This window comes from Winogradskyella sp. PC D3.3, from assembly GCF_054366245.1.
This window is the reverse complement of record NZ_CM135962.1, coordinates 2,729,771-2,754,780: the sequence shown is the minus strand read 5'-3', so window position 1 is coordinate 2,754,780 and position 25,010 is coordinate 2,729,771. Positions and strand designations below refer to the sequence as shown.

Sequence of the window (25,010 nt, the reverse complement as noted above, 5' to 3'; positions counted from 1 at the left end):
CTTTAGTCGAATAAGCAAACACATGCGTGAATTGGACACAGCTTATCTACAATGGCTTCTTAAATAAAAAACATATAATCGTGTTCAGCATTTCTGCTAACTCTAGGCTACGCATTTAAAGTGTTTGCTTTCGGCAGGAAAAATAACACCTCTACTTTACCAAAGTCTATGCGCGCCTACTCATAGCTAACAATGTATATAATTTATAGCTGCTTCTTGCCTACTGTCGAAAAACCTCGCGGTTTTTCTATTTTCGTTATTATTTACTAACTTACTTGCTGAAATAACGCTACAAATCATATACGAGACCGTTAGGCACAATTTTGAACAAAAATTGTAACAAAAATAGAAATTTTCCGTCTTTTAAAGTAAATCAATCAAAAATCAAAATGAAATACTTAAAACTTCTAACGCTGTTTGCAGTTATCAGCTTCAATTTAAACGCACAAAACAATTCAAATTTAAAATCCAATAAACAAAAGAATGTTACTTATGTCATAAAGAATGTGGATGTAATTCCTATGACCAAAGAAAATAAAGTCATTGAAAATGCAACAGTAGTAATAAAAGAAAACAAAATCCACTCTATTAATAAATCAATCCCTGAAAATTCTGTAATTATTGATGGAACAGACAAATGGCTAATTCCTGGATTAATTGATATGCACGTGCATACACTTGCAGATGGAAGCCCTTTTGTAATTTATCCAACTAAAGGACCATTAGTAAGCTATAATACACAATACAATATGACACCTTACATAGCTAATGGTGTTACAACTGTTTTTGATTTAGGAGCAAGAACAGAACATTTCGGGCAACGTAATGAAATTATAAGAGGTGATGTAATTGGCCCACGAATGGCATTGGCAAAAGTAATAGGAGGGAAAAAATCAAATCCAATAGCTCAAAACCCATCCGATGGAAGAAATGCAGTACGTTTTGCCAAAGAGGAAGGCTATGAATTTATCAAGGTATACACTTGGCTAAATGAAGAAATCTTTAAAGCGATTATAGATGAAGCCGAAAAACAAAATATGAAAGTTGTAGGTCATATTCCAGTCGCTTTCGAGGGGAAACCAGCCAAAGATTTTTTTGTTCCCCATTTTGGTTTAATTGCACACGCCGAAGAATTATCGAAACAAACAGATGATTACAGCTATGAAAAAGCACAAGAAATTGCACGTTTAGCAAAAGATAATGGCACTTGGTTAATTCCTAATATGATCAATATGCTTTCCATTAGCCAACAAGCTAAATCGTTACAGAGTATCGAAAACTTACAAGGTTTTAAATATGTCCATCCTCTTATGCAAAGTAAGTGGCTAACTTCAAATGGTTACTATGGAGCATCTGAAAAATTAATTGAATATTATAACAAATTATACGACTTTCATATTCTTATTGTAAAGGCTTTTAAGGAAGCTGGCGTTCCTATGGTTGCAGGAACAGATGCAGGAATATCTGGTATTATATGGGGATTTTCGCTTCATGACGAGCTTAAATTGTTAGTAGAAGCTGGATTGACTAATGAAGAGGCATTGGCTTCTGCAACAAGATTAGGAGCTGAATGGCTTGAAATCGGCGATAAATTAGGGACAATAGAAATAGGAAAGTTTGCAGATTTAGTTTTGTTAGAAGAAAACCCTTTAGACAATATCAGTAATACACGAAAAATTTCAGGTGTATTCGTGAATGGCAAATGGATTGACAAAAGCAAAATAGACATAATGCTTTCAGATGTTGAGAAATGGAATAATGCCAACAAAGAAAAATATGACTGGAAAGAACTCTTGAATAGTTTAAAAAATTAATAAAAAAACTGTGCCTAACACCGTGTATGGTTCATTGCTAGAGCCGTTTTCAAGTCGAAAAGGGTAGGAGAGTTCAAGTTCAGAATATTTTATTAAATTTACTACTAAGAATACGCAACGAAACCATACACAAACACGTTAGCAATAATAGTCGCAAACAAACTTCCGTTCCTCTTTAGAAGATTAAAGCCTCTCGTTTTGCCGTTTCCTTTTCTGTGAACTTTGTGCTATTATTCCTTTTTTTAAAATAAAACGCATTAAGATCGTTCTCTATTTGCAATTTTTATTGTTTTAACTAATCCATTGAAGTTTTTCAAACATTCCCTAAAAGTCATGCGTTAGCAAGTTTGCGCTGAAAAATAAAAAAAGGCGTCAGTGCTTTAGTCGAATAAGCAAACACATGCGTGAATTGGACACAGCTTATCTGCAATGGCTTCTTAAATAAAAAACATATAATCGTGTTCAGCATTTCTGCTAACTCTAGGCTACGCATTTAAAGTGTTTGCTTTCGGCAGGAAAAATAACACCTCTACTTTACCAAAGGCTATGCGCGCCTACTCATAGCTAACAATGTATATAATTTATAGCTGCTTCTTGCCTACTGTCGAAAAACCTCGCGGTTTTTCTATTTCGGTTTTTATTTGCTAACTTACTCGCTTATAACACGCAACAAATCATATACGAGACCGTTGTGAGCAAGCTGACCAAAAACACGAATGAAACTAAACAAACTTAAATTAAAGAACTTCAGAAGTTATTCTCAAGAAACCGAAATCGATGTTTCTGACCTGAATGTTATCATAGGAAAAAATGATGTTGGTAAATCATCAATTTTAGAAGCTTTAGATATATTTTTTAATGGTAAGCCTGATAAAAATGATTTATGCATCGAAAATGACAACAGCAGAATTGAAATAACTTGTATTTTTTCAGATTTTCCTGAGCAATTAATCTTAGATGATACAAATCCAACCAGTCTTTCAGATGAATATCTTTTAAACTCAGAGAATAAACTTGAAATCAAAAAATCGTTTCCTATTTCGGCATCAGGAAGTGTTTCGGAAGAATCTGTAATAATTTGTGATTATCCCGACAACGAAAATCTATCCGATTTACTTTCTAAAAAAAGGACGACTTTACAACTTCAATTTGATGAGTTAGGAATAAATCCAGACGGAGTTAATAGAAATAAAAGTAAAGAGTTAAGAAATGCTATTCGTAATCATTTTTATGAGGAAGGACAAATAACAACCCACCAAGCCGAAATAAAGATTGATGGGAGATTAGACAATGAGGATAACAGAAAGAAAATTTGGACGAACCTCAAAAAGTATTTACCACTATACTCATTGTTTTTTGTTGACAAGCAACTGAATGACCAAGATTCGGACATTCAAGACCCAATGAAAGAAATAATCAAAGAGGTCTTAAAAAGGGATAACATAACACCATTGTTAGAACAGTTAAAAGAAGCAGTTCAAGATGCTTCGACAGACCTTGCTGACGATACCATCACAAAACTAAATGATTTAGACCCAGAATTAGCTGAAACTTTACGGTCTAATTTCCCTAAAGAACCAACTTGGAATTCTATATTCAAATTGACTTTAGAAGATGACAGAGGTGTTCCATTGAACAAACGTGGAAGTGGAATGAGAAGACTTGTTTTATTAAGCTTTTTTAGAGCACAAGTTGAGAATAGAAGAACAGCAAATGCACCGAATATTATTTATGCACTTGAAGAGCCTGAAACGTCACAACATCCGGATTTTCAATTAATGATTGTAAATGCTCTAAAAGAACTTTCGGAAACAGATAATGCTCAAGTATTCTTCACAACACATAATTCTAATTTAGCGAAGGAAATTCCTAAGGAGTCATTAAGATATGTTTATTCAGACGATGGACAAGTGAATGTTGAAAGTGGTTTAAATGATGACGGAACAGATAATGAGGAAATAATAGATAAAATTATCCAAACACTTGGAGCATTACCTGACCCAAAAAACAAAGTCAAAGTTCTGATTTTTGTTGAAGGAGAAAACGATATAAATGCTTTGATAGGTTTAAGCAAGATATTAAATGCCTCAGACGGGAATGTAATAAATTTAGAAAATAATGAAGCTGTTGCTTTTATTCCGACAGGTGGCTCTCAACTCAAATTTTACATTGAGAAAAAGTATTTAGATGGTTTATTACAATCGCAAGTTCATATCTACGATTCTGATATTCCAGCTTATGTGCAAAGTGTTGCTGACTTAAACGCAGAAGGAATAGAAACCAAAATAGGTTTTAATACAATAAAAACTGAATTAGAAAATTATCTTCATCATCAAGCAATAAACGAATGTTATCAGGATTTAAATATCAACATAAATATAACTGAGGTTTTAGATGATGAAGATGTACCAGAAAAAGTGGCTATAGCAGTTCATCAAGTAACAAGTGATACAGATTGGAATGCCATAAATCCTGACCCAGTAAAAACTGAAGAGAAACAAAAGAAAAAAATATCTAAAGCTAAACGCCAATTAAACAATCTCGCAATCGAGAAAATGACAGTTGAGCGATTAACAGAACGTGGTGGATTTGATGAAATTAAAAGTTGGTTGGATTCGATTAAAGCTTTTGTGGAATAAAAGCCAGCTCACAACAATGTATAAAAATAATAGCGGTTTAATCGCTAAAACGAAACTAAGTAAATTAAAAAAAGGTCTGTATTTAACCGAAAATTTAGTGCGAAAAAACCCGCTACTATTCTTATACTAGACCGTTGTAAGCAATATGACAGAACTACATAAATTAGAGACATACGATATAAAAACAGTTGAATCTTTTATCGAAAATGAGATAGAGGAATCAATTCATATTGAATTTAAATCAGCAGGAGCTCTTTCAAGAAATGATTCAAAAAAGAAAGAAGTTTCTAAAGATGTATCTGCATTTGCAAATTCTGACGGAGGAATAATAATTTATGGAATTGAAGAAAAAAATCATAAAGCTTCTGAGTATTCTTTTGTAGATGGAAATGAATTTACTAAAGAATGGTTAGAACAAATTATTAGCTCTACAATAAGTAGAAATATTCCAAATCTTAAAATCTTCCCTATTCGCAAAGAAAACAATATTGATAAAACAATCTATGTTGTTCAAATTCCATCAAGTATTGACGCGCCACATATAAGTAGAGACAAGAGATATTATAAACGTTTTAATTTCGAATCTGTTCCTATGGAAGAATATGAAATTAGACAATTGTACGGAAGAAAAGTCAAATCGAAACTGGTTATTGATAAATCAGTAGTTCTAAAGTCAAAAGAAAGTGAAGACGATGATGAAATTGAATACGAAATTGAAGTGGATATTTACAACGACGGAGAAAAAATGGAAGAAAACTATAAAGTAAATATCTACTTTATTGATTTCCCTGGGAACATTAAAATTAGTCAAAGTAAAAATCAAACTGACAATAGTGTAAATTTCACTAGACTTGATGATAACAGGATTAAAGCAAGTATAAAAGGAAATACACCTATTTATCCCAATGAATCATTAAATGTTGTTCGTATCAACTTCAGTATTAAAAAAGAAAATTTAATAGAAGCGTTTGAAAATATAAAAGCAGAAATCAGACTTTACTATCCAAATGGCGAAGATTTATTGGAGTCTGAATTAGGAAAGAAGTTAAAAAATTTGGAATAAAATACTGCTTACAACACCGTATATAATTTATTGCTGGTTCTAGCCTGCTTACGAAAATCCTCGCGGATTTTCTATTCGGTTTTTATTTGCTAAATTACGTTCTTAACCACGCAACAAACCATATACAAACACGTTGTGCGTCATACGTGGGAAGTGCCTCGAAGAATCTAATTTAATTATCTTTATCTTTCTAAAATGGAGTCCAAAAGAAAACAAAAGGAAAATGAATGGCTTGCATTATTGGAAAATGCAATTAAGGAAAATATTGAAATAAAAGCAAACCATCGTTTTAAATATAAAAATAAAAATTTAGGAACTTTTTTAGTATCAGCTAAAAGAAAACAAAATATTGAATTAATTAGGCGAATTGAAAGCTTAGGAGTCATTTTTAAAATCAAAAGTAAAAATCCTGAAAATTATTTAGAGAAATTCACTTTACAACTTTCGACAGATAAGAAGCCAAATAAACAGAGATATATTACTAGATTCAATGCTTATATTTTACCAAAAAAAGAATTATTAAAAAACCGAAACATTAAGAAATTAAATAAAGTTTGGAAAATAAAATTTGGTGACATAAGGAAATGGGAAAAACCTGAAACTGTAATTGACAAAATTAAAAGTTGGAAAGAATTTAGATATAATGAAAAATTAAATCCTGCCGGAAAATGGTTTGATTATAAAAAAAATATGGGAAAATTATATGGTTGGGTTTATAACAAAAAGGCAAACAAAGATAAAATGAGTTTAATTTCCGAACATTTTAACGAAAAGGAATTGAAAGAATTGAAAAAGGAAGGATTTTGAAAATAAAAAAGTACGTCGCACAACACCGTGTATAAAAAATTGCTATTTTTATCCTAACCAAAAGTAGTTGCTTTTTTGTGAACATCAATTTTCCTGCGGAAAATAGCCGTTCACTTTAAACGCAACTTTCCATAACACAACAACGTTAGCAAACATTTTGTGCGTGTCAACAATTTCAAGGCTTTCACTAAAGTCTTTACTTATTTGCTCCCAAAAACTACACTGGAATTCAAAACTGAAACTTAAAATATATTACGCTGGAATTTCTTACTCTTTCGGAACTTTACGCACGAAATTTGGCTTGCCCAACTTTTGTTTATTAATTCGAAAATATTGCAATCCTCAACTTTTGGCTGATAAGCGGAATGGTAAAACGTACGGCGGAACTGTTCGCAGTTTAAAAATTTGAAATTAGTGGTTTAAATCAATCGTTTCTGATGTCACGAAAATTAAGATGAAAAACAAAACTGATTCTCTTTACGGAAAAGAACGGAATAATATTTTGGAGATTTTTTTTGACATTTAAGTAAAAAAAATGAAACTACGTATGAAAAACAAATCGGGCGGAAATGCACAAAGGAGTAGTACGTAAAAATTAAAAAACGTTAGCTAACAATGTATATAATTCATAGCTGCTTCTCGCCTACTGTCGAAAAACCTCACGGTTTTTCTATTTTCGTTATTATTTACTAACTTACTTGCTGAAATAACGCTACAAATCATATACGAGACCGTTGGCAACAAGCTGAAAAACTCACTCATTTGAATAAAAAGACAAGAAATAAATTAATCATTTTCCCAATCCTATTGATATTAGGATTTTTTCTGTTTTATAAATTTATGACTTACGACCGAAATTATACTTGGTCAAAAGAATACTCATTTGAAGTTGAAAACGCTTTAAAAAATCTTGACTTTGAATACCAGAAGTCGGAGAAAATAAATACTGAAAATATTAAATTACCGAATGAAAAGTGGATTAAACTCAAAATTCAAAAATTGTTGAATAAAGTTGATTTAATGAATTACGGAACTGAATTCGGAGAAAAAATCACGCTGAATTCAACTAAATCGGAACAGTTTCTAATCTGCAAAGGTTGGTGTTTGAGTGACCATTTAATCGGAATTGAAATTGAGCATAAAAATATTGACGCAAAAACATTAGAAAAAATAAAACAACGATTTGAAATCCAATTTCCGAATTATAAATTAATTTGGACTGAATTATAAACCGGAAAAACAAAGCCAATTGCCAACACTGTGTATAAAAAATTGCTATATTAGTGCTTTACCAAAAGTAGTTGCATTTCTGTAAACAACAATTTTCCTGCGGAAAATAGCCGTTCACTTTAAACGCAACTTTCCATAACACAACAACGTTGTGCATAATTATGAAAACAGTACTAAAATCAATCTTTCTACTAATTATAAGCTTCTCGTGTTTTAGCCAAAACAGCGGAAAAGAAAATCTGAATTTAGTTTTTTATAGTGAATGTTCTGACAAAATTATAACACCGGAATTTGATATAGATATTATTCCAGAATCGGAAAATGTAAAAATATTGACTTATTACATTGAGCGTGGAGAATGGATTTCCCAAAACACAATTACTATCGATTTAAGAAAAAATGACACAATTAGAATCCCGAAAATTCTCTTTGGTGGAGGGAATGAATTACATAGCCAACGTTGGACTTATCTCAACTGTAATAAAATTTGCGAAGGAAAAGAAACTGACTACTATTCTAACGGAAACAAAAGACTTGAAGGAAATTTTGAGAACGGAAAACCTTCAGAAATTAAGTTTTATAGAAAGAATGGAACTTTTGAATCTCAAGAAATTTATGAACTTGGAACTTTAAATAAAACGAGAGTGAATTATTTCGACGAAAATGGAATTTTAACGGAATATGAAATTCATAAAAACCGAAAGAAAAAAACAATTATTAGAACATTTGACAAAAGTCATAAACAAATTAATAAAGAAGTACAATATTATTATATTGAATAAAAAGAACTATGCACAACACCGTATAAACTTTATTGCTGGTTTTAGCTCACTTGGGAAATTCCTCCGGAATTTCGCCGTTCGTGGTTTATTTACTAAATTCACTGCTTAAACAACGCAACAAAGCTTATACAACAACGTTACCCACAATTAAAAAAACCGAGATAGAATAATAATATGAGCCAACTTCAAGAAGCACAAAAGCAACTAAAAGACATATCTGTTGCAGAAATAAAAGAAATATTAAAAACGAATTATCCAACTGAATATTCTAAAATGATAATTGATGAAGCAACCCCAATTCAAAGGGTTGATTATTATCACTCAAAATTAGATTATATAAAAGCAGATAGGAAATTAAACTTGATTCAGTTTCCTTTATTTGATAATATAAAAGACGATTTTAAGTTTTTTGAAGGTGGAGTTCCTAAATTCGGTAATCAAACAATTGTAGAACACGAGCATTATTTATCTGAATTTTCTAATAAAGAAGGAGCAACTGTAAATGAGAACAATGTGGAAGAAGGATTGAGTTTTAAAACCTTTCCTTTTGATACGTCTGACAATGAGGTTTCGTTTAATCAAAGAAAATACTTTTTACCAAAAGACACTTTTCAAGAAACTTGCACTAAGTGTAGCGGAAACAAATACATAACTTGTACACGTTCAGAATGTGGAGGAAAACACGAATGGAAATGTAATAAATGTGTAGGAAAAGGAGAAACTACTTGTACAAAATGTAACGGTCATAAATACAACAAATGTTATTCTTGTAGTGGAACAGGAAAAAAAACCAAAACAGAATACAGAGATGGAAAGTCTTATCAAAAAACTGAAAAGTGTGGAAGTTGTAGCGGTAGAGGAGAAAAACCTTGTGGAAGTTGCGGAACAACAGGGAAAGTAAGATGCAACAATTGTAAAGGAAGTGGACAAATAGTTTGTTCTACTTGTTATTCTGACAAAGCAAGATATGGAACGATTGATTGTTCAAAATGTCATACAGCAGGTAAATCTGCACAATTATTTTATTTAGATACGAATATTGACAATCTGCAAGAAAGCAGAATGCTTAAACTTGGAGAAGGATTTAAGATTGAAACAGAAATTATCAAAAATCATATTAATGAGGGACTATCTTATAATCTATTATACAAAAACATTAATGGTTTAGTTACTGATAATTCGGATGAAATAAGTAGTAAAATTTTACCAACTTATGAAAATGACTTAAATCTTTCTAAAACCAATCATCCGTTATTATTAAATGCAAAAATCTTGTATCAAATAATTCCTTGCATAAGTATTTCATATAAGCATATGCTTACAAATGAAAATCATACAATAAATGTTGTTGATATTTGGAACAATCCAGAATTGATATTTCTTTCGGATGCGGAACTTACTAAAACAAATATAAAAAGCGTAGGAAAGTCAGCAGGTAAACTATTTTCAAAAATATTTAAAACAAAAGGTCACAAACTAAAAGAAGATAGAAAAATCGAAATAAAGTTGATGATTTATTTAGCAAAATCTGACGGGAAAATTGAGGAAGAAGAAAAGACATTTTTAGCGAGTGAAATATCCAACCTTGAAGATTTTACTAATTCTGAAAAGAACTTATTTTTTGACTTAATGAATGCTGAAGTTTTACCTGAGTTGACAAAAGAAGATGTTACATTCAATGATACAAAAAGAGGGAAAGAAGTTATCGTAATGTTAGAAAAAATGGCATTAGCAGATGGCGAATTTGAACCATCAGAAAAGGAACTTATTGAGAAATTAAAAACCTTACTTTAATTATGCCTTTTTCAATTGACGCAGGAACTTATACTCTTAAAATAAAAAATAGAGCAAAAGACAATACCATTTTAGGTAATTCAACTCAATTTATTATTCCTATTTATCAAAGACCTTATTCTTGGTCAGAAAAACAAATACGAAAATTCATTGCAGATATTTTTGTTTCCTTTTGGGGTTACAATAAAGATAATTCTTCTGAACCTATGTTTATTGGAACTATGCAATTATCAAAAAAAGATGATAATGGCGAGCAGAATATTATTGATGGTCAGCAAAGGATTACAACCTTTCTAATTCTACTAAAAGTATTATCAATTCGCAATCCTAATTCAAGTCAATTGAATGATTTTGATTTCAATTGGTTAGTAACCAAAGTAAATAATGGTAAACAACAAGAAAACCTAAAAGAGTTAATAAATTCAACTTCTTTGAGCATTGAAAACAATAACAATCTCAACAAGTATTTTAATAACGCTCTACTAATTAATCAAATAATAACAGAACAAGTAAAACAAGAAACTGAAAATGACCCAGTTTTTAGTCTTACTAATTTTTTAGAGCATTTATATTCTAAAATTTATTTTGTGGTTATTGAAACACAAGCAAGTTTATCGAAAACATTGAAAATATTTGATGCAATAAATACAACAGGTCTTGATTTAGATGCAGGAGATATTTTTAAAATTAGGATGTATGAATATTTAACTAAAAATGGAAAAAGTGATGAAGTTTTTAATCAAATAAGTGCATTATATGAAAAAATTGATGCAAAAAATAAATTAGCAAACAGACACGTAACAGACATTAGTAGTATTCTACATATTTATCAATTTCATTTAATTGCAAAATACAAACTACCAACAACACTTTATTCTGTTGGTACAGACAGATTTTTTGACAGACTATTTGAAACCCTTTTTAATATAAATAAGTGGGAACATTTTAGAAACAATGTTGAAGATGGTAAACTACAATTAAAATTAGAAGAGATTGATAGTTTGATTGACATTAGATTTGAGTGGGATAATAAATGGCGTTCAGGCGATTACGGAAGTGCAGAAAACGCTTCAATGTTAAGACTTTGGTGGTGGTCAAGATATGGTCGTTTTTGGAATTTAATTTTTGTTTTTCTTCACAAACATAAAGATGACGAAAACAGATTTGAAAAACTCTATGTATTTTCTAAAAGACTAACTAAACTTTACCTTTTATATAGTGTTTATTTTCAAAAGTCCGTTAATGAAATGAACTCTAAGTTTAGTAGTAAATTAGTTAGTAAAATCGTAAATGAAGATTACGAAAATGTAATGTTGTTTATAGAAAATAAGTTCACATCACAAAATGAATATTGGCGAACAAGGTTTAGAAACACAATTTCTGGTAACATTCTTTATAGTTCTAAAGTTAAAAACATACTTTGTCGTTTATCTGCAATGCTTGAAGAAAACTACAATACATTAGATTTTAAAGAAATTAGAGATATTAGAGCGAAACTTTTTGACAGTCCGATTGACATTGAGCATATTCAGTCATATAATGATGAAAACAAAGTTGAAAGACCAAAAATTAAATCAGAATGGGGAGAAACATTAAATTCAATTGGGAATTTAGTTGTCTTAGAACAGAAAATAAATCGTTCAATAAATAATCGTGAAAGCGAAAAGTTAAATGGCTATATGAAAAGTGAATTTGAGATTGTTAAAACTAAATTAGTTTCTGAATATGACAATTGGGATTTGATAAAATGTGAAATGAGAAAAGAAAAGGAAGTAGAGAAAATATTTAACTATATCTTTGAAAATGAATAATAAAAGTGGGTAACAATGTATAAAAATAATAAGGGTTTTAGTGCTTAATTCAAAGTTTAGTGCATTTAATGAAGTCCGCAAAATTTTCAATTTTGCGTGTGTTTTTTTAAAGGTAAAAATTAAAAATTTTGCTAAGTGCTAAACTGAAAAATACGTATCTTTTAATCCCTTACTATTCTTATACTAAACGTTGGCACCAATTTATCCCAAAAACTATGAGAATAACTTTTCTACTACTTTTCTTAATTATTTTAAGCTGTTCTAATAATAAAAACGACTTTGAAAAATATAATGAATTAGAACAAAAAGCTATGTTGGAATTCAAAGACAAAGAATATGAAAAAGCTCTATCGAATTTTGAAAAAGCAATTGCTATAAAACCAAAAGAAGACGTTTCTATATATTTTTATGCAACAGCATCCGCTTTGAACACAGGAAATAAAGAAAAATCTAAAGAATTATTAATTTCTTCTATCCATAATACTAATGCTTCGAAAGATTACTTCTTAAATTTCGATGAGTTCGATACCTTCAGAAATGAAAAACTTTTTTCGGAAATTGAAAATGAATACGAAAAACACATTTCGGAATTTTATAACAAATTAGAATATCCTAAAATCTATCGAGAGGTAGATAGTTTAATGGAATTAGACCAAGAATATCGGAATAATAGTAGCAAACGAAATGAAATGGCGAAAATGGATTCTTTAAATATCAAACGCTTAATTGAAATCACCAAAGAATATGGTTGGCAAAAAAAAGGTTGGCTTGTTTTATGGCATCAACGTGGAACTTATGGGGAAGATAATTATGTTTGGAATTTTTTCAAACCTTACATTAACGAACAAATAGAAAAAGGGAATATCAAAAAAGACTTTTGGACAATGTTCGAGGAAGAAAAATCAATTATTAATAGCAAAGAGCAGATTTATGGTCTTTATTGGAGTCAATTTGACCAATTCCCAATAATTGACATTGAAAATGTAGATAACAGACGTGCTGAATTTGGACTTCCACCACTTTGGTATATGAACAAAGTTTATGGAGTTGAATTACCAACTGAATATAAAAAAACTGGTGCCAACACCGTGTATAATTAATTGCTTTATTGAGCCTACTTGCGAATATTCCTTCGGAATATTCACAGGTTCGTGAATTGTTTGCTAAATTAGTTGCTTAACCACGCAACTAACCATACACAAACACGTTGTAAAACATTCCCTACACACAAGAAAAAAATATTAACTTCTTGAGTCAATGAATTTAATTAATGAGTGAAAAATTATCGTAAATTTAAAACTAATGAAAATTTGAAAAAAAATTCAAATAAAACTTCTTCTGATGTTTGAAAAAAGAGAGTTAATATTTCGATTCATCCTATTTATTTTTTTAGGAATAATTATTCTAATTACATTAGTTATAGTTGATAAGTATAATCTTGATAGCAGTGTATTATTAATTATACCTATCTTAATGTTCCTAACAGTTATTTTTGGTTGGACAAACTCTACTAAATATCAAAGAAGTAAAAAATTAGGAGCGAAAATTAAGCATATACTTTTAGAAAAAGGATTCATTTTGATTTCGGAAAGACCCTTAAAATTTAAGGAAGTCTTTCAAAAATTGGATATTCAGCCTACTATTATAATTAATGAAATTCCGATACAAAATTTTAAACAAGTTTCTAGAAATAAAAGAATTCTGATAGTAAAAAATAAAGAACAAGAGAAATTTAAGTTAAACGTGGATATAGTTAAAAAATGGAACAAGGAATACAATTTAATAATAAACGAAGTTATTCAACTAAAATAAAAAAAACGTTTTACAACACCGTGTATATTTAATTGCTTTGTTTCTGCTTATCTGGAATATTCCTTCGGAATATTCTCAGGTTCGTAAAAGTTTACTAATTTAGTTGCCTAACCACGCAACTAATCATACACAAACACGTTGGCAAACATTTTGCGCATGTCAACAATTTCAAGGCTTTCACTAAAGTCTTTACTTATTTGCTTCCAAAAACTACGCTGGAATTCAAAGCGGAAAATTTAAAAAGTATTGCGCTAGAATTTTTCACTCATTCGGAACGTTACGCACGAATTTAGGCTTGCCCAACTTTTGATCATTACATCAATATTATCGCAATCCTCAACTTTTGGCTGGTAAGCGGAATCGTAAAACATACGACCGAACTGTTCGCTATTTTATCAATCCAAATTTAATAGTTTAAACAAATCCTCTGTGATTTCACAAAATTTCGGCTAATTAAAAAATGATTCTATTTGTGGAAAAACGGAATAATATTTCGGAGATTTTATTTAATAATAATTAAAATTACGCCCGAATGACAAAACATGCCCTAAATGCACAAAGGAGTAGTTCGTAAAAAAAAAAACGTTAGCCAACAATGCATATAATTCATAGCTGCTTCTTACCTACTGTCGAAAAACCTCGCGGTTTTTCTATTTTCGTTATTATTTACTAACTTACTTGCTGAAATAACGCTACAAATCATATACGAGACCGTTGTAGGCAATATTGCCGCCACATTGAAAAATATTAACTAAATTTAAACATCGGAACTTATGAACAGAAAACTAATTAAATCAATCACCTCTAAAATCCTTTGGGTAGCCCTAATTGCATTGGTTATTTCATGCGAAAAAGATAACATGGTAGAAACCCAAGTCAATCTAGCTTCAGAAACCGAACTGCAACAAATTGAACCCGAAATAACGACGCAACAATTAAGTTTCAACGATTTCCCCCACAAAATGCAAGTCAAATCCTATTTGCATCAAATTAATGAAAACTCAGCTTCTACAGTTTTAGAGCATGTCTCAAATAGCAATACCGATGATGATTTTAATCCCTTAACAGGATTAAGCATTATACAGCACCAAGCAGAATATACCACTTATGAAGGTGGGCATACTTACACATTTGCCACCAATAGAAATAATAATAATAATAATAATAATGGTTTAATCGAAAATATTGTTCTAGAGTCTCAACCAGACGGTTCTTATAACGAATATTTAATGCAATATCAGTTGAGCGACATAGAATACCAAAGTTTGCAAGAGCATAATGCTTATGGTTTTAACTTGTTAGATAGAACCACACTTATTCCGTTAGAAAATGGAAGTTTTAATGCCTTGGTAACAAATTCAGTAAATTGTGAAAAAGAAGCTTACACCTATTCATCTACAATGATAATTGGATTTTGCACATGTCCAGAACATCAGGCATCACATCAAGATGGCACTTGCATCTGTGAATTTGCACCAAGAGCTACTGTAGATTATATAGGACTTAAAACCAAATGTAGTAGTGGTGGCGGAACAACTACTGTTATTGGTGAAAATCCAGGAACTGGTACAACCCCTGGAGATATTCCCTCCGGTGGAAATGGTAATACAGGAGACTCAAATAATTCTGGTAATATTGGAAACCCAGATGATGGTAATGACTCTGGAACAGATGGTGCCGTTAGTGAAATTGGTGGTGTCACTAAACCTGTGAAAGAATTAACTATTGCTTTTCCTTTCTTTAAATATCCTTTAGGGGCTAATTATGCATCTGTATACCCCAATTTAACTGTACTTTTAAGTGAATATATGGATTTACTTAAAACAAGAGAAAATTTAATCAATACCATTCATAATTTAACTGGAGTTTCTACAGATGACATAATCGATGATTTAACTTGGGGAAGTGGGCCAATTGTTGAAATACAAGATTTAGGCACGGATACTCAAGGCAATGAGATAAAAGGCAAATTCAACCCTATGCAAAACCCAAATGTTATCTATTTAGATATTGATTTGGTTAATTATTTAGAGAATCTATCAAATATTGCAAACCCAACACCACAAGAACAGCAACAATTAAATATGTTAAATGGTCTAATTGTTTATGCTGTTGCACTACACGAGTATGTCCATTATGCAGATTTTGCATTTGATGGAACTATGCAAGACAATGAAGATTTGGAGTTAGGAGAATTGTTTGAAGCGGAATTTGTGGGCGGTTACTATGAATTTTCAACAGATGGAACTATAATTTTAATACCAGCGAATTAATTATGAAATATATATTCTTATTTTTTGTCCTTATTTCTTTTTCATTAAAATCTTGTGCTCAAGATAGTATTTACTCTTGTGAGAAGATAAACAATGTAATAATAGATAGCACAATATTTGAGCAATTACCTAATAAAAGTTTTATAATTAATGTAAATGTTTCCAAAAAAAACATCTATATAATAGAGACAAGAAAAGTCAATTATTACGTCTCTGAAGTCTTAATGAAAGATATCAAGAAGTCTATCGTGCAGTCCAATTGCAAAGATGTATCAATTAAAAAATTAAAGAAAGAAGATTATAAAGAAATAAAAATAATACGAGAAAAAAATTAAACTTTAGATTTAAATTGATTAAGTCAGTTGCAATATATAAATATTAAAATATAAAAAAATAAAATACTGCCTACAACAATGTATATAAAAAATAGCAGTTAAGAGCAAAGCCATAAGGCTTATTCTTTTCTGCTATCTTTGATTATAACTTGAAAAGTAACAGTATTTTTATCTGCTACTTCTCATATACGGAGACGTTAGGGTGCATATAAACTATGAAGAAACCTAGTATTAATGAAGACAAAATCAATCTTTTCACCGAAGAATATTTAAATGGTGATAAAGAAAAGAGTATGTCTTTATTACAGAAACTTCTACAAGAACAACATCAAGCTAGAATTGATTATTACAAAGAAAATCCTGTTGATGCACCAAATGATGTTCTTAAACATGCTTTAATCGAAGGAATTGGAATTAGTAATGATTTTATTCTTTCAAAAGGTGAGTTAAATGAATTCTTTACAATAGGCTATGAGAAATTTTATTGTTGGACACATGAAACTGACGAATACTCAAATCTTGTTGTTGAAGTTAATCAAACGGTTAAGGAAAAAGCATTATGGAAAACAGGAATTTCTATATTAGAAATCGCTTTTACCATGGCGAGTGAACTGGAATCTAATCATGAATTTGCTTATGATTGGGTTTATCGATTCAATCATAGTGAAAGCATTGATAACTTACATTATCTTAAAGACAGACACAACACTCTGAATTGGAGAAGTATGCGCAGAATTCATGAATTCAGTGATATTGCAGTTTTAATAGAGATATTAACAAGAGATGACAAATTCTTTATAGCGTGTCAAAATATTATTGCTGCTAAACAAAATCACGAATTCTGTCAAATATGCGCTTTGACACCTGAACATTTAAGGAAACATAAAGACCATGAGCCCGAGATATGGGAAAGAATTAATCTTCTTCCAAAAATGGAAGCAGCAATTGTACAAGCTACTAGAAGCGTAGAAGCAATTTTAGGTAAACCTGGAAAGAAAGATACAGAAGTAAAATTAAGAAGAGCCAAAGAAAGGTGGTCAAAGAATATCTTAATAAATCCTGATGAGGAATTTAAACTGACAGGTCAATCATATCTCGATTACTATTATGACTTATTTGAATTAAGAAATAATTCTGCCCATAGTTATGGTTCGTTGTCATTTGATTTGCAAAGACAAGAGACGATTGAGGCGCAAAGTTTTGCGTGGATAATTATAGGTGACTATTACAAAAAGAATTCTATTTCAGAAGACGAATCATTAAAAGCTTTGGATTTTAACATCAAGCTTATAAATCAATTTAAGAATGTAAATGTTTCATCAAAAGGAACGAAAAATGGAAAATACGCACCCTAACACCGTATAAAATTAATTGCTAGTGCAAGCCTACTTACGAAAATCCTCGCGGATTTTCTATTCGGTTTGTATTTGCTAAATTAGTTGCTTAAACAACGCAACTAATCTTATACAAAACCGTTGTGTGTAATTAAAAGAAACCGACAGAAAACTATGAAAATTGGAGATATATTTAACTTCACAAATAATCGGATTCGAATAATGATGTTTGATAATAAAGAAGTGTTTTATCAAACTGTAAAGGAAGATGATACTTTGGTTTATGCAAAAAATCGAACATTAAGTTATTATAGAACACCAAAAGAATATTTCGAAAATAATTCTGAATTTATTAAAAATTTGGCTTTTACAGAAAAGGAAATTGAAATACATAAACCGAATTTACCATTGAGATTAAATTGTTTTTCTGGATTATTTTGGACAAATAATGCTTTCCGAACAGAAACTGATTTTAATGAATTCCTCGAATCTGCTGATATTAATCCAAAAGAACTGAAAGGTATTGAGAATTCTAAAGTTGTTATATTTCCAACAAGCCAGCAACAATCGCATAAAAAATCAATTTTGTTGGAAAATAAGAATGGTTCTATTTCAGGAAATGAATTAATGATTCAATGTTTTGGAATACAAAGCGAATATGTGAAATCGGAAAAGCTATACTTTTCAAGATTTAGATTAATTCCAAATGGACGAGAGGAAAAAAGACTTTCAGGAATTGGAATTTATAGATTAGGAATTAAAGGAAATTTACCTTCATATTATTTAGGAGGAGAAATAAGTTTTATGGAAGTCGAATCTGAAAAAAAATTAATAGTCGAATAATAACTACACACAACACCGTATATAATTTATTGCTGGCTTCTCGCTTACTTACGAAAGTCCTCGCGGACTTTCTTGGTTGGTAATTATTTACTAAATTAGGTGCTTGAAACACGCAACAAACCATATACAACAACGTTGTACATAATGCGAAAAATCATCTTACATATTATCTATTTCAGTTGCTTTATTGTTGTTGGACAAAGCACAAATGATGATTATGATATCTTCTCAAAAACTATTGATTTTGGAGTTGCAAGTTTCGATACTGATATCGAATTCTACAATTTTGGAGATAGTCGAATGAAGCCATTTAAAATAGCAGTTGTGATTGAGAAATTGGAATACGAATTTAAAGAAGACCACCTATTACTAAAAAATATTAAAAACGCAGATAATAAAGACTTTAATAAAACTTTGAAATGGATGGTTGGTGATTCTATCAAAATAAAAAGATATAAGACTAATCAGGACATTCTCGACGTATTACCTGATTTAGATTCAACATTCATAAATCACACTGAAATAAATACAGATTCTTTAAATCTAAAAACTATAGAACCACAGTCATTATCTAATGAATTATTCAATGACCTTTTGGACAACTCAACTTCCTCTTATGATAGACGATGGAGAAAAATAAATCGGAAATTTAAACATAGTATTGCGCTTGGACTATCTAAAATTAAGTACGTTGGAAATTATGCTTCACTCTATTATTGGGTTGATTGTGGGAAATTTGGACTTTGTAAAAGTGAACACGTAATAGTATTCGAAAAGATTGATGGAGAATGGAAAATACTAAACGATATTTATTTATGGATAAGTCCTTAAATAGAAAAAAGCACTATGTACAACAATGTGTATAATTCATTGCTGGTAATAGCCTACTTACGAAAGTCCTCGCGGACTTTCTATCTGTGTTTTATTTGCTAACTTTAGTATTTAAACACGCAACGAAATCATACACTAGACCGTTGTGAGCAATGCGAAAAAAACATCGAATGAGAATAAAAATTGGAATAATATTGATTGGAATTTTAGGAGTTTTAACAACTTCTTGCAATTCAAAGAAAAAAGCGAATCTTTCAAAATCTGAATTTTTTACCGATTCAATTTATAGTAAACATTTAAACGAATACCGAAAACACAATGTTTATTTACCAAAGGGTTTTGATAGTAAAAATAAATATTCAATTATTTATGCAACTGATGGAAATGAGATTAAGTCAGGAAATTTTTATAAAATAACTTTGGATTCCTTAATCAAAAACCAAATTATTAAGCCTGTAATACTAATTGTAAGTCATTCTAATAATAAAATAGCCGATAGCACGAGCGTAACTTTAGGGAGTGGAAACAAAGTAAAATTAGGATTTAGAAACTTTGAATATATAAATGACTACGCTAAGACAAGTAAGGATACTTTATTAGCAAACCGATTTAAAAATCATATGCAATATTTTAGTAACGAATTGATAAATTACGTTGAGTATAAATACAATCAAAAACTAAATAAAAATGACCGATATTTTTATGGTGTTTCTAATGGAGCTGGTTTTGGATTGAGTTTACTAAATACTTATCCGAACAAAATTGGAACTTATTTGTGTTTTTCTACTTTCGGTGGAGATATTCAAGAAAGTACTTGGAAAGATGGAACTTATTACCCAAAACTTCACTTACAATATGGAAGTGAAGAACCGTTCTTTCTAAAAGAAGATGCAGAGTTTTTAAAATCAAAATATAATGAGCTAAATCTAGTAGCGGAAATTATCGAATTTGATGGAGGACACGATAATAAAATTTGGAATGATAAATTCATTGAAATTGTAAGTAAGGAATTAGCAGTCGAGTAAAGCACTGCTCACAACAACGTGTATAATTAATTGCTAGGTTCTTCCCTACTTGCGAAAATTCCTGCGGAATTTTCACGGGTTCGTAAAAGTTTGCTAACTTAGTTGCCTAACCACGCAACTAACCATACACAAGACCGTTAGCAAACATTTTGTGCGTGTCAACAATTTCAAGGCTTTCACTAAAGTCTTTACTTATTTGCTCCCAAAAACTACACTGGAATTCAAAACTGAAACTTAAAATATATTACGCTGGAATTTCTTACTCTTTCGGAACTTTACGCACGAAATTTGGCTTGCCCAAGTTTTGTTTATTAATTCGAAAATATTGCAATCCTCAACTTTTGGCTGATAAGCGGAATGGTAAAACGTACGGCGGAACTGTTCGCAGTTTAAAAATTTGAAATTAGTGGTTTAAATCAATCGTTTCTGATGTCACGAAAATTAAGATAAAAAACAAAACTGATTCTCTTTACGGAAAAGAACGGAATAATATTTTGGAGATTTTTTTTGACATTTAAGTAAAAAAAATGAAACTACGTATGAAAAACAAATCGTGCGGAAATGCACAAAGGAGTAGTACGTAAAAATTAAAAAACGTTAGCTAACAATGTATATAATTCATAGCTGCTTCTCGCCTACTGTCGAAAAACCTCACGGTTTTTCTATTTTCGTTATTATTTACTAACTTACTTGCTGAAATAACGCTACAAATCATATACGAGACCGTTAGCAATAATTAGAACAACACTTGCTCTACTCAAAAGCTTAGTACAAAAATTAACCTCTTGAATAATATGAAATTATTAACAACCATTTAAAAGTTAAATATTATGGAAAAAAAAATTGATTACACAAAAGCAGACGCAACACATATTGATTTCCCTGTAACAAACAGAGAAGAACATTTTGATTGGTGGTACTTTGATGCACATTTTGATAACGGAGATCACTTTGTAGTAATGTATTCTCTTAACGATACTAGGTTAAACCCAAGACAACCGTCTGTTAGATTAAATATATATCCACACGGACAACCAGAAATTAGTAAGATAAAACTATATAAAGAGGAGGATGTGACCACTAGTTATGAAAAGTGTGATGTTACACTTGGTAAAGAGTATTGTAAAGATTGTGGCGATCATTATGAGCTTTATACTATGATTGATGGGTATGGTGCTAAATTAAAATTAAAGAAAAAGAATCATCCATTTACAACAGAAGGATATCCAGTGCCAATGCATTGGACAGTAGCTGTTCCATCTGGACCAATAGAAGGAGAGCTATATAAAGGAGGAAAAGCGATTAAAGTTAAAGGTATTGGATATCATGACCATAACTGGGGAGATAAAAGATTAGCAGGTGTATTTAAAAATTGGTATTGGGGAAAAATCCATACTGAAGACATCTCAGTTGATTATTCAATGATGATAGGTTTAAATGGCGATATCGCTACATCAGGAGCAGTTGTTACAGACGAAAACAGTTTATTAATGTCACCTATTGATGCACCTGAAGGACCCAATGCATGTAAAGTAGAAGGTGTTATACATGAGACTATGACAGAAGAAACAATGGGATATACCTTTGCCAAAGACTTTACATTAAAAGGATCAAAAGGTGATTTCAGTTTTATAGCAAATATCAAACTGGAAAAGATTGTAATGATCGAAAAATCTAAAATAGATAAAGGTGAAGACGCTTATAGATACCTTGCAAAAGAAAAACTAATTGTAACTAGAAATGGTGTTACCAAAACGTATCATACAGATGGTTTACATGAAATAGTCTATTTAAATCAATAGAAGTAGATTATTATAATGAAACAATTACTATCATAATCCTCTCATGAAAAATGAAAGGATTATTTTTTTAATTTCTAGAAAAAATAAAAAAACTATTGCTAACAATGTATAAAAAACATAGGGCTTTTGTGTAAACTCCAAAGTTCTGTGTTTATTTACAAAGTCCGCCAAACCGAAACGGAGTGCATATCAACTGCCCTACGTTCCTTATACTAAACGTTAGCAAACATTTTGTGCGTGTCAACAATTTCAAGGCTTTCACTAAAGTCTTTACTTATTTGCTCCCAAAAACTACACTGGAATTCAAAACTGAAACTTAAAATATATTACGCTGGAATTTCTTACTCTTTCGGAACTTTACGCACGAAATTTGGCTTGCCCAACTTTTGTTTATTAATTCGAAAATATTGCAATCCTCAACTTTTGGCTGATAAGCGGAATGGTAAAACGTACGGCGGAACTGTTCGCAGTTTAAAAATTTGAAATTAGTGGTTTAAATCAATCGTTTCTGATGTCACGAAAATTAAGATGAAAAACAAAACTGATTCTCTTTACGGAAAAGAACGGAATAATATTTTGGAGATTTTTTTTGACATTTAAGTAAAAAAAATGAAACTACGTATGAAAAACAAATCGGGCGGAAATGCACAAAGGAGTAGTACGTAAAAATTAAAAAACGTTAGCTAACAATGTATATAATTCATAGCTGCTTCTCGCCTACTGTCGAAAAACCTCACGGTTTTTCTATTTTCGTTATTATTTACTAACTTACTTGCTGAAATAACGCTACAAATCATATACGAGACCGTTGTGTGCAATTTGAGAAAAATTTGAACTCTGAAAGAAAAATATGTATTTATCTTGACCAATTCGCAATAAGTGATATGGTCGAATTGGAGACGGAATCTAATTGGGAAAAAATCAAGACACTTTTGATTGAACTAAAAGAAAATGATAAGATTTTTTGTCCATTATCACCTGAACATTATTTAGAAACTTCTCAAAAAGACATTGAAAAAGCAAGAATTCACGATGAATTTTTAAATCATTTATCAAATGGGTTTTCTTTTAAACCAGAGTTATTTATTACATCTCAATTAATATCTTCAAAAATTAGAAAAAATAATATCACGCTGAAAACATATTTATACGAGAATATAAATAATGTTTTTAGCAAAGAAGAAAATTACAAAAACTTTAAGGAATCAAGTGAAAAGTTAGCGGAATTGTTGACAGAGGCTACATCTGGTTTAAATCAAATTAGGACAATTGTTCCTAATCAGAATATTGAGCCAAAAACAAAAAGAACGATGATTAAAGCTATGAACTCTTTACGAGCAAATAGTTTTATTCAAAGACTTGAGGACTTGCTTAAAAACGATAATATTATAATTCGTGGAGACCAAATTGGAAAAACAGAAGTTCCGAATTGGATTGATTTAATTATCGACCAATTATTAAAAAAACACAAATTCAAAAAGAAAGAAGTAATTAAACTAATTGCGGAATTTAAAGCTAACGGATTTTTAAATATTCCAACATTAAATATTAGTACAACTATACAATCATATATGTCAATTTACAGTAAAAAAGAACATTCAAATGACCATATTGACCTTATGCGAATTTCTACTGGACTTCCGATTTCAGATATTTTACTAACTGATAAAAAAAGAAAAGCGGAATTAATAGAATCTGAATTAGGTGAAAAATATAAAACAAAAATTTTTGCAGGAACAAAATCTGATTTGAGCGAATTAATAATAGAACTGAATAGAATAAAAACTGCACACAACAAAGAACTGAGTTAAAAAACAAGCAATTTTAAGCTAATTTAGAAACAAAGTTTTCATCATAAGGCAAACCACTTTTTGCAATGGCAAAAGCTTGTTTTAATAACTTATTGGCAACAGCTATTAAGGCTTGTTTTTTGCGCTTCCCTTTGGCTACTATTCGTTCATAGATTTCTCTACATGCCTTATTATGCTTACAGGCCGAAAAAGCACATAAAAACAACATGTTTCTTAACTTCTTATTCCCTACTTTGCTTATCCTACTGCGTCCTCTAACACTACTTCCAGATTCCCTTATTGTTGGTGTAATGCCTACATAACTGCAAAGCTGTGATGCGCTTTCAAACTTCTTAAAACCATCTGTTACAACTATTAAAAACAAAGCAGTTTTTATGCCTATTCCTGGAATGCTATTTAATAAGGTTAATTGGTGTTGCTGATCTTGTTTTACTAGTTCCAACAACCTTAATTCTATGCCTTTAATCTCGTTGTCTAAATGCTTTAAATCTCGTTTTAAAGACTGATAAACATATTTCGATGGAATACCTAAGACTTCCTCGCCATGTTTCTTATTCTTGGTCTGGGTGCGTTTCTTTAAATAATTATCCAACAATCTAAAGAGTTGTAGACATTCTGCTTGAATAGCTGTCAAGGCACTGTACATTGGCAAATTGTTCATCGTTCCATACTCACAAATCGCTTTTGCATCACTCTTATCTGTTTTTACTTTAGCCAATTTCATCTGTATAAAGCGTTTAACTGACAATGGGTTTACTACTGATACTGCTACTTCGTTTTTATCTAAAAACTGAGCTAACCTGTAATGATAATAGCCTGTAGCTTCCATAACTACCAAAGCTGCTTTAGGTAGCTTTTTTAATAGTGTTTTAAAGCCTTTTTCATCATTATTTAATTATAGACTCGCAATACACATCAAAAACATTTTTACTAATGTCAATACCATAAATTTCTTTATCTTTATTCATAAAAAATGAGTTTTAGAAAGGACATTCTACTTTACT

The 25,010-nt window shown here is 30.5% G+C and carries 17 protein-coding genes and 1 pseudogene; 17 read left to right on the top strand and 1 reads right to left on the bottom strand.

Translation table 11 applies throughout. The features are described from left to right. The first annotated feature begins 389 nt into the window (after positions 1–389). The 17 genes from ACXGSQ_RS12080 (at position 390) to ACXGSQ_RS12000 (ending at position 24,006) form a co-directional block, all read left to right on the top strand. Entirely contained in the window at positions 390–1,814 is a 1,425-nt protein-coding gene (locus ACXGSQ_RS12080) for an amidohydrolase family protein (protein ID WP_458626425.1), read from the top strand. A 716-nt stretch (positions 1,815–2,530) separates the two neighbouring features. Then, positions 2,531–4,453, top strand: coding sequence for an ATP-binding protein (locus tag ACXGSQ_RS12075; RefSeq protein ID WP_458626424.1), 1,923 nt, complete (start codon positions 2,531–2,533; stop codon positions 4,451–4,453). A gap of 145 nt (positions 4,454–4,598) precedes the next feature. After that, a complete protein-coding gene (locus tag ACXGSQ_RS12070; RefSeq protein ID WP_458626423.1) occupies positions 4,599–5,516 on the top strand; it encodes an AlbA family DNA-binding domain-containing protein in 918 nt (305 codons plus the stop codon). Between the two features lie 195 nt (positions 5,517–5,711). Then, positions 5,712–6,323: a hypothetical protein gene (locus ACXGSQ_RS12065; RefSeq protein WP_458626422.1), complete on the top strand. Its 612-nt coding sequence runs from the start codon at positions 5,712–5,714 to the stop codon at positions 6,321–6,323. 762 nt (positions 6,324–7,085) lie between these two features. Further along, positions 7,086–7,553 (top strand): hypothetical protein, encoded by a 468-nt coding sequence (locus tag ACXGSQ_RS12060; protein WP_458626421.1) that lies wholly within the window; start codon positions 7,086–7,088, stop codon positions 7,551–7,553. A 161-nt stretch (positions 7,554–7,714) separates the two neighbouring features. After that, the gene (locus ACXGSQ_RS12055) at positions 7,715–8,335 is read left to right on the top strand and encodes a toxin-antitoxin system YwqK family antitoxin (protein ID WP_458626420.1); all 621 of its coding nucleotides are present in this window, start codon (positions 7,715–7,717) and stop codon (positions 8,333–8,335) included. A 174-nt stretch (positions 8,336–8,509) separates the two neighbouring features. Further along, positions 8,510–10,129 (top strand): tellurite resistance TerB family protein, encoded by a 1,620-nt coding sequence (locus ACXGSQ_RS12050; RefSeq protein WP_458626419.1) that lies wholly within the window; start codon positions 8,510–8,512, stop codon positions 10,127–10,129. A 2-nt stretch (positions 10,130–10,131) separates the two neighbouring features. After that, positions 10,132–11,940 (top strand): DUF262 domain-containing protein, encoded by a 1,809-nt coding sequence (locus ACXGSQ_RS12045; RefSeq protein ID WP_458626418.1) that lies wholly within the window; start codon positions 10,132–10,134, stop codon positions 11,938–11,940. 215 nt (positions 11,941–12,155) lie between these two features. Beyond that, entirely contained in the window at positions 12,156–13,040 is an 885-nt protein-coding gene (locus ACXGSQ_RS12040) for a hypothetical protein (RefSeq protein WP_458626417.1), read from the top strand. Between the two features lie 241 nt (positions 13,041–13,281). Continuing rightward, positions 13,282–13,752 (top strand): hypothetical protein, encoded by a 471-nt coding sequence (locus tag ACXGSQ_RS12035; RefSeq protein ID WP_458626416.1) that lies wholly within the window; start codon positions 13,282–13,284, stop codon positions 13,750–13,752. Between the two features lie 773 nt (positions 13,753–14,525). Next, positions 14,526–16,025 (top strand): hypothetical protein, encoded by a 1,500-nt coding sequence (locus ACXGSQ_RS12030; RefSeq protein ID WP_458626415.1) that lies wholly within the window; start codon positions 14,526–14,528, stop codon positions 16,023–16,025. Positions 16,026–16,575: 550 nt separating this feature from the next. Continuing rightward, positions 16,576–17,715 (top strand): hypothetical protein, encoded by a 1,140-nt coding sequence (locus tag ACXGSQ_RS12025; RefSeq protein WP_458626414.1) that lies wholly within the window; start codon positions 16,576–16,578, stop codon positions 17,713–17,715. Positions 17,716–17,868: 153 nt separating this feature from the next. Then, positions 17,869–18,537: a hypothetical protein gene (locus tag ACXGSQ_RS12020; RefSeq protein WP_458626413.1), complete on the top strand. Its 669-nt coding sequence runs from the start codon at positions 17,869–17,871 to the stop codon at positions 18,535–18,537. 144 nt (positions 18,538–18,681) lie between these two features. After that, positions 18,682–19,368: a hypothetical protein gene (locus tag ACXGSQ_RS12015; RefSeq protein ID WP_458626412.1), complete on the top strand. Its 687-nt coding sequence runs from the start codon at positions 18,682–18,684 to the stop codon at positions 19,366–19,368. A 170-nt stretch (positions 19,369–19,538) separates the two neighbouring features. Continuing rightward, a complete protein-coding gene (locus ACXGSQ_RS12010) occupies positions 19,539–20,393 on the top strand; it encodes an alpha/beta hydrolase (protein WP_458626411.1) in 855 nt (284 codons plus the stop codon). 830 nt (positions 20,394–21,223) lie between these two features. Beyond that, positions 21,224–22,195, top strand: coding sequence for a hypothetical protein (locus ACXGSQ_RS12005; RefSeq protein ID WP_055437642.1), 972 nt, complete (start codon positions 21,224–21,226; stop codon positions 22,193–22,195). Positions 22,196–23,007: 812 nt separating this feature from the next. Beyond that, complete coding sequence (locus ACXGSQ_RS12000) at positions 23,008–24,006, top strand: hypothetical protein (protein ID WP_458626410.1); 999 nt, start codon at positions 23,008–23,010, stop codon at positions 24,004–24,006. A 13-nt stretch (positions 24,007–24,019) separates the two neighbouring features. On the opposite strand, the pseudogene ACXGSQ_RS11995 reads toward ACXGSQ_RS12000, so the two are convergent. Beyond that, positions 24,020–24,974 (bottom strand): annotated as a pseudogene (locus ACXGSQ_RS11995) (IS110 family RNA-guided transposase). Between the last annotated feature and the right edge of the window lie 36 nt (positions 24,975–25,010).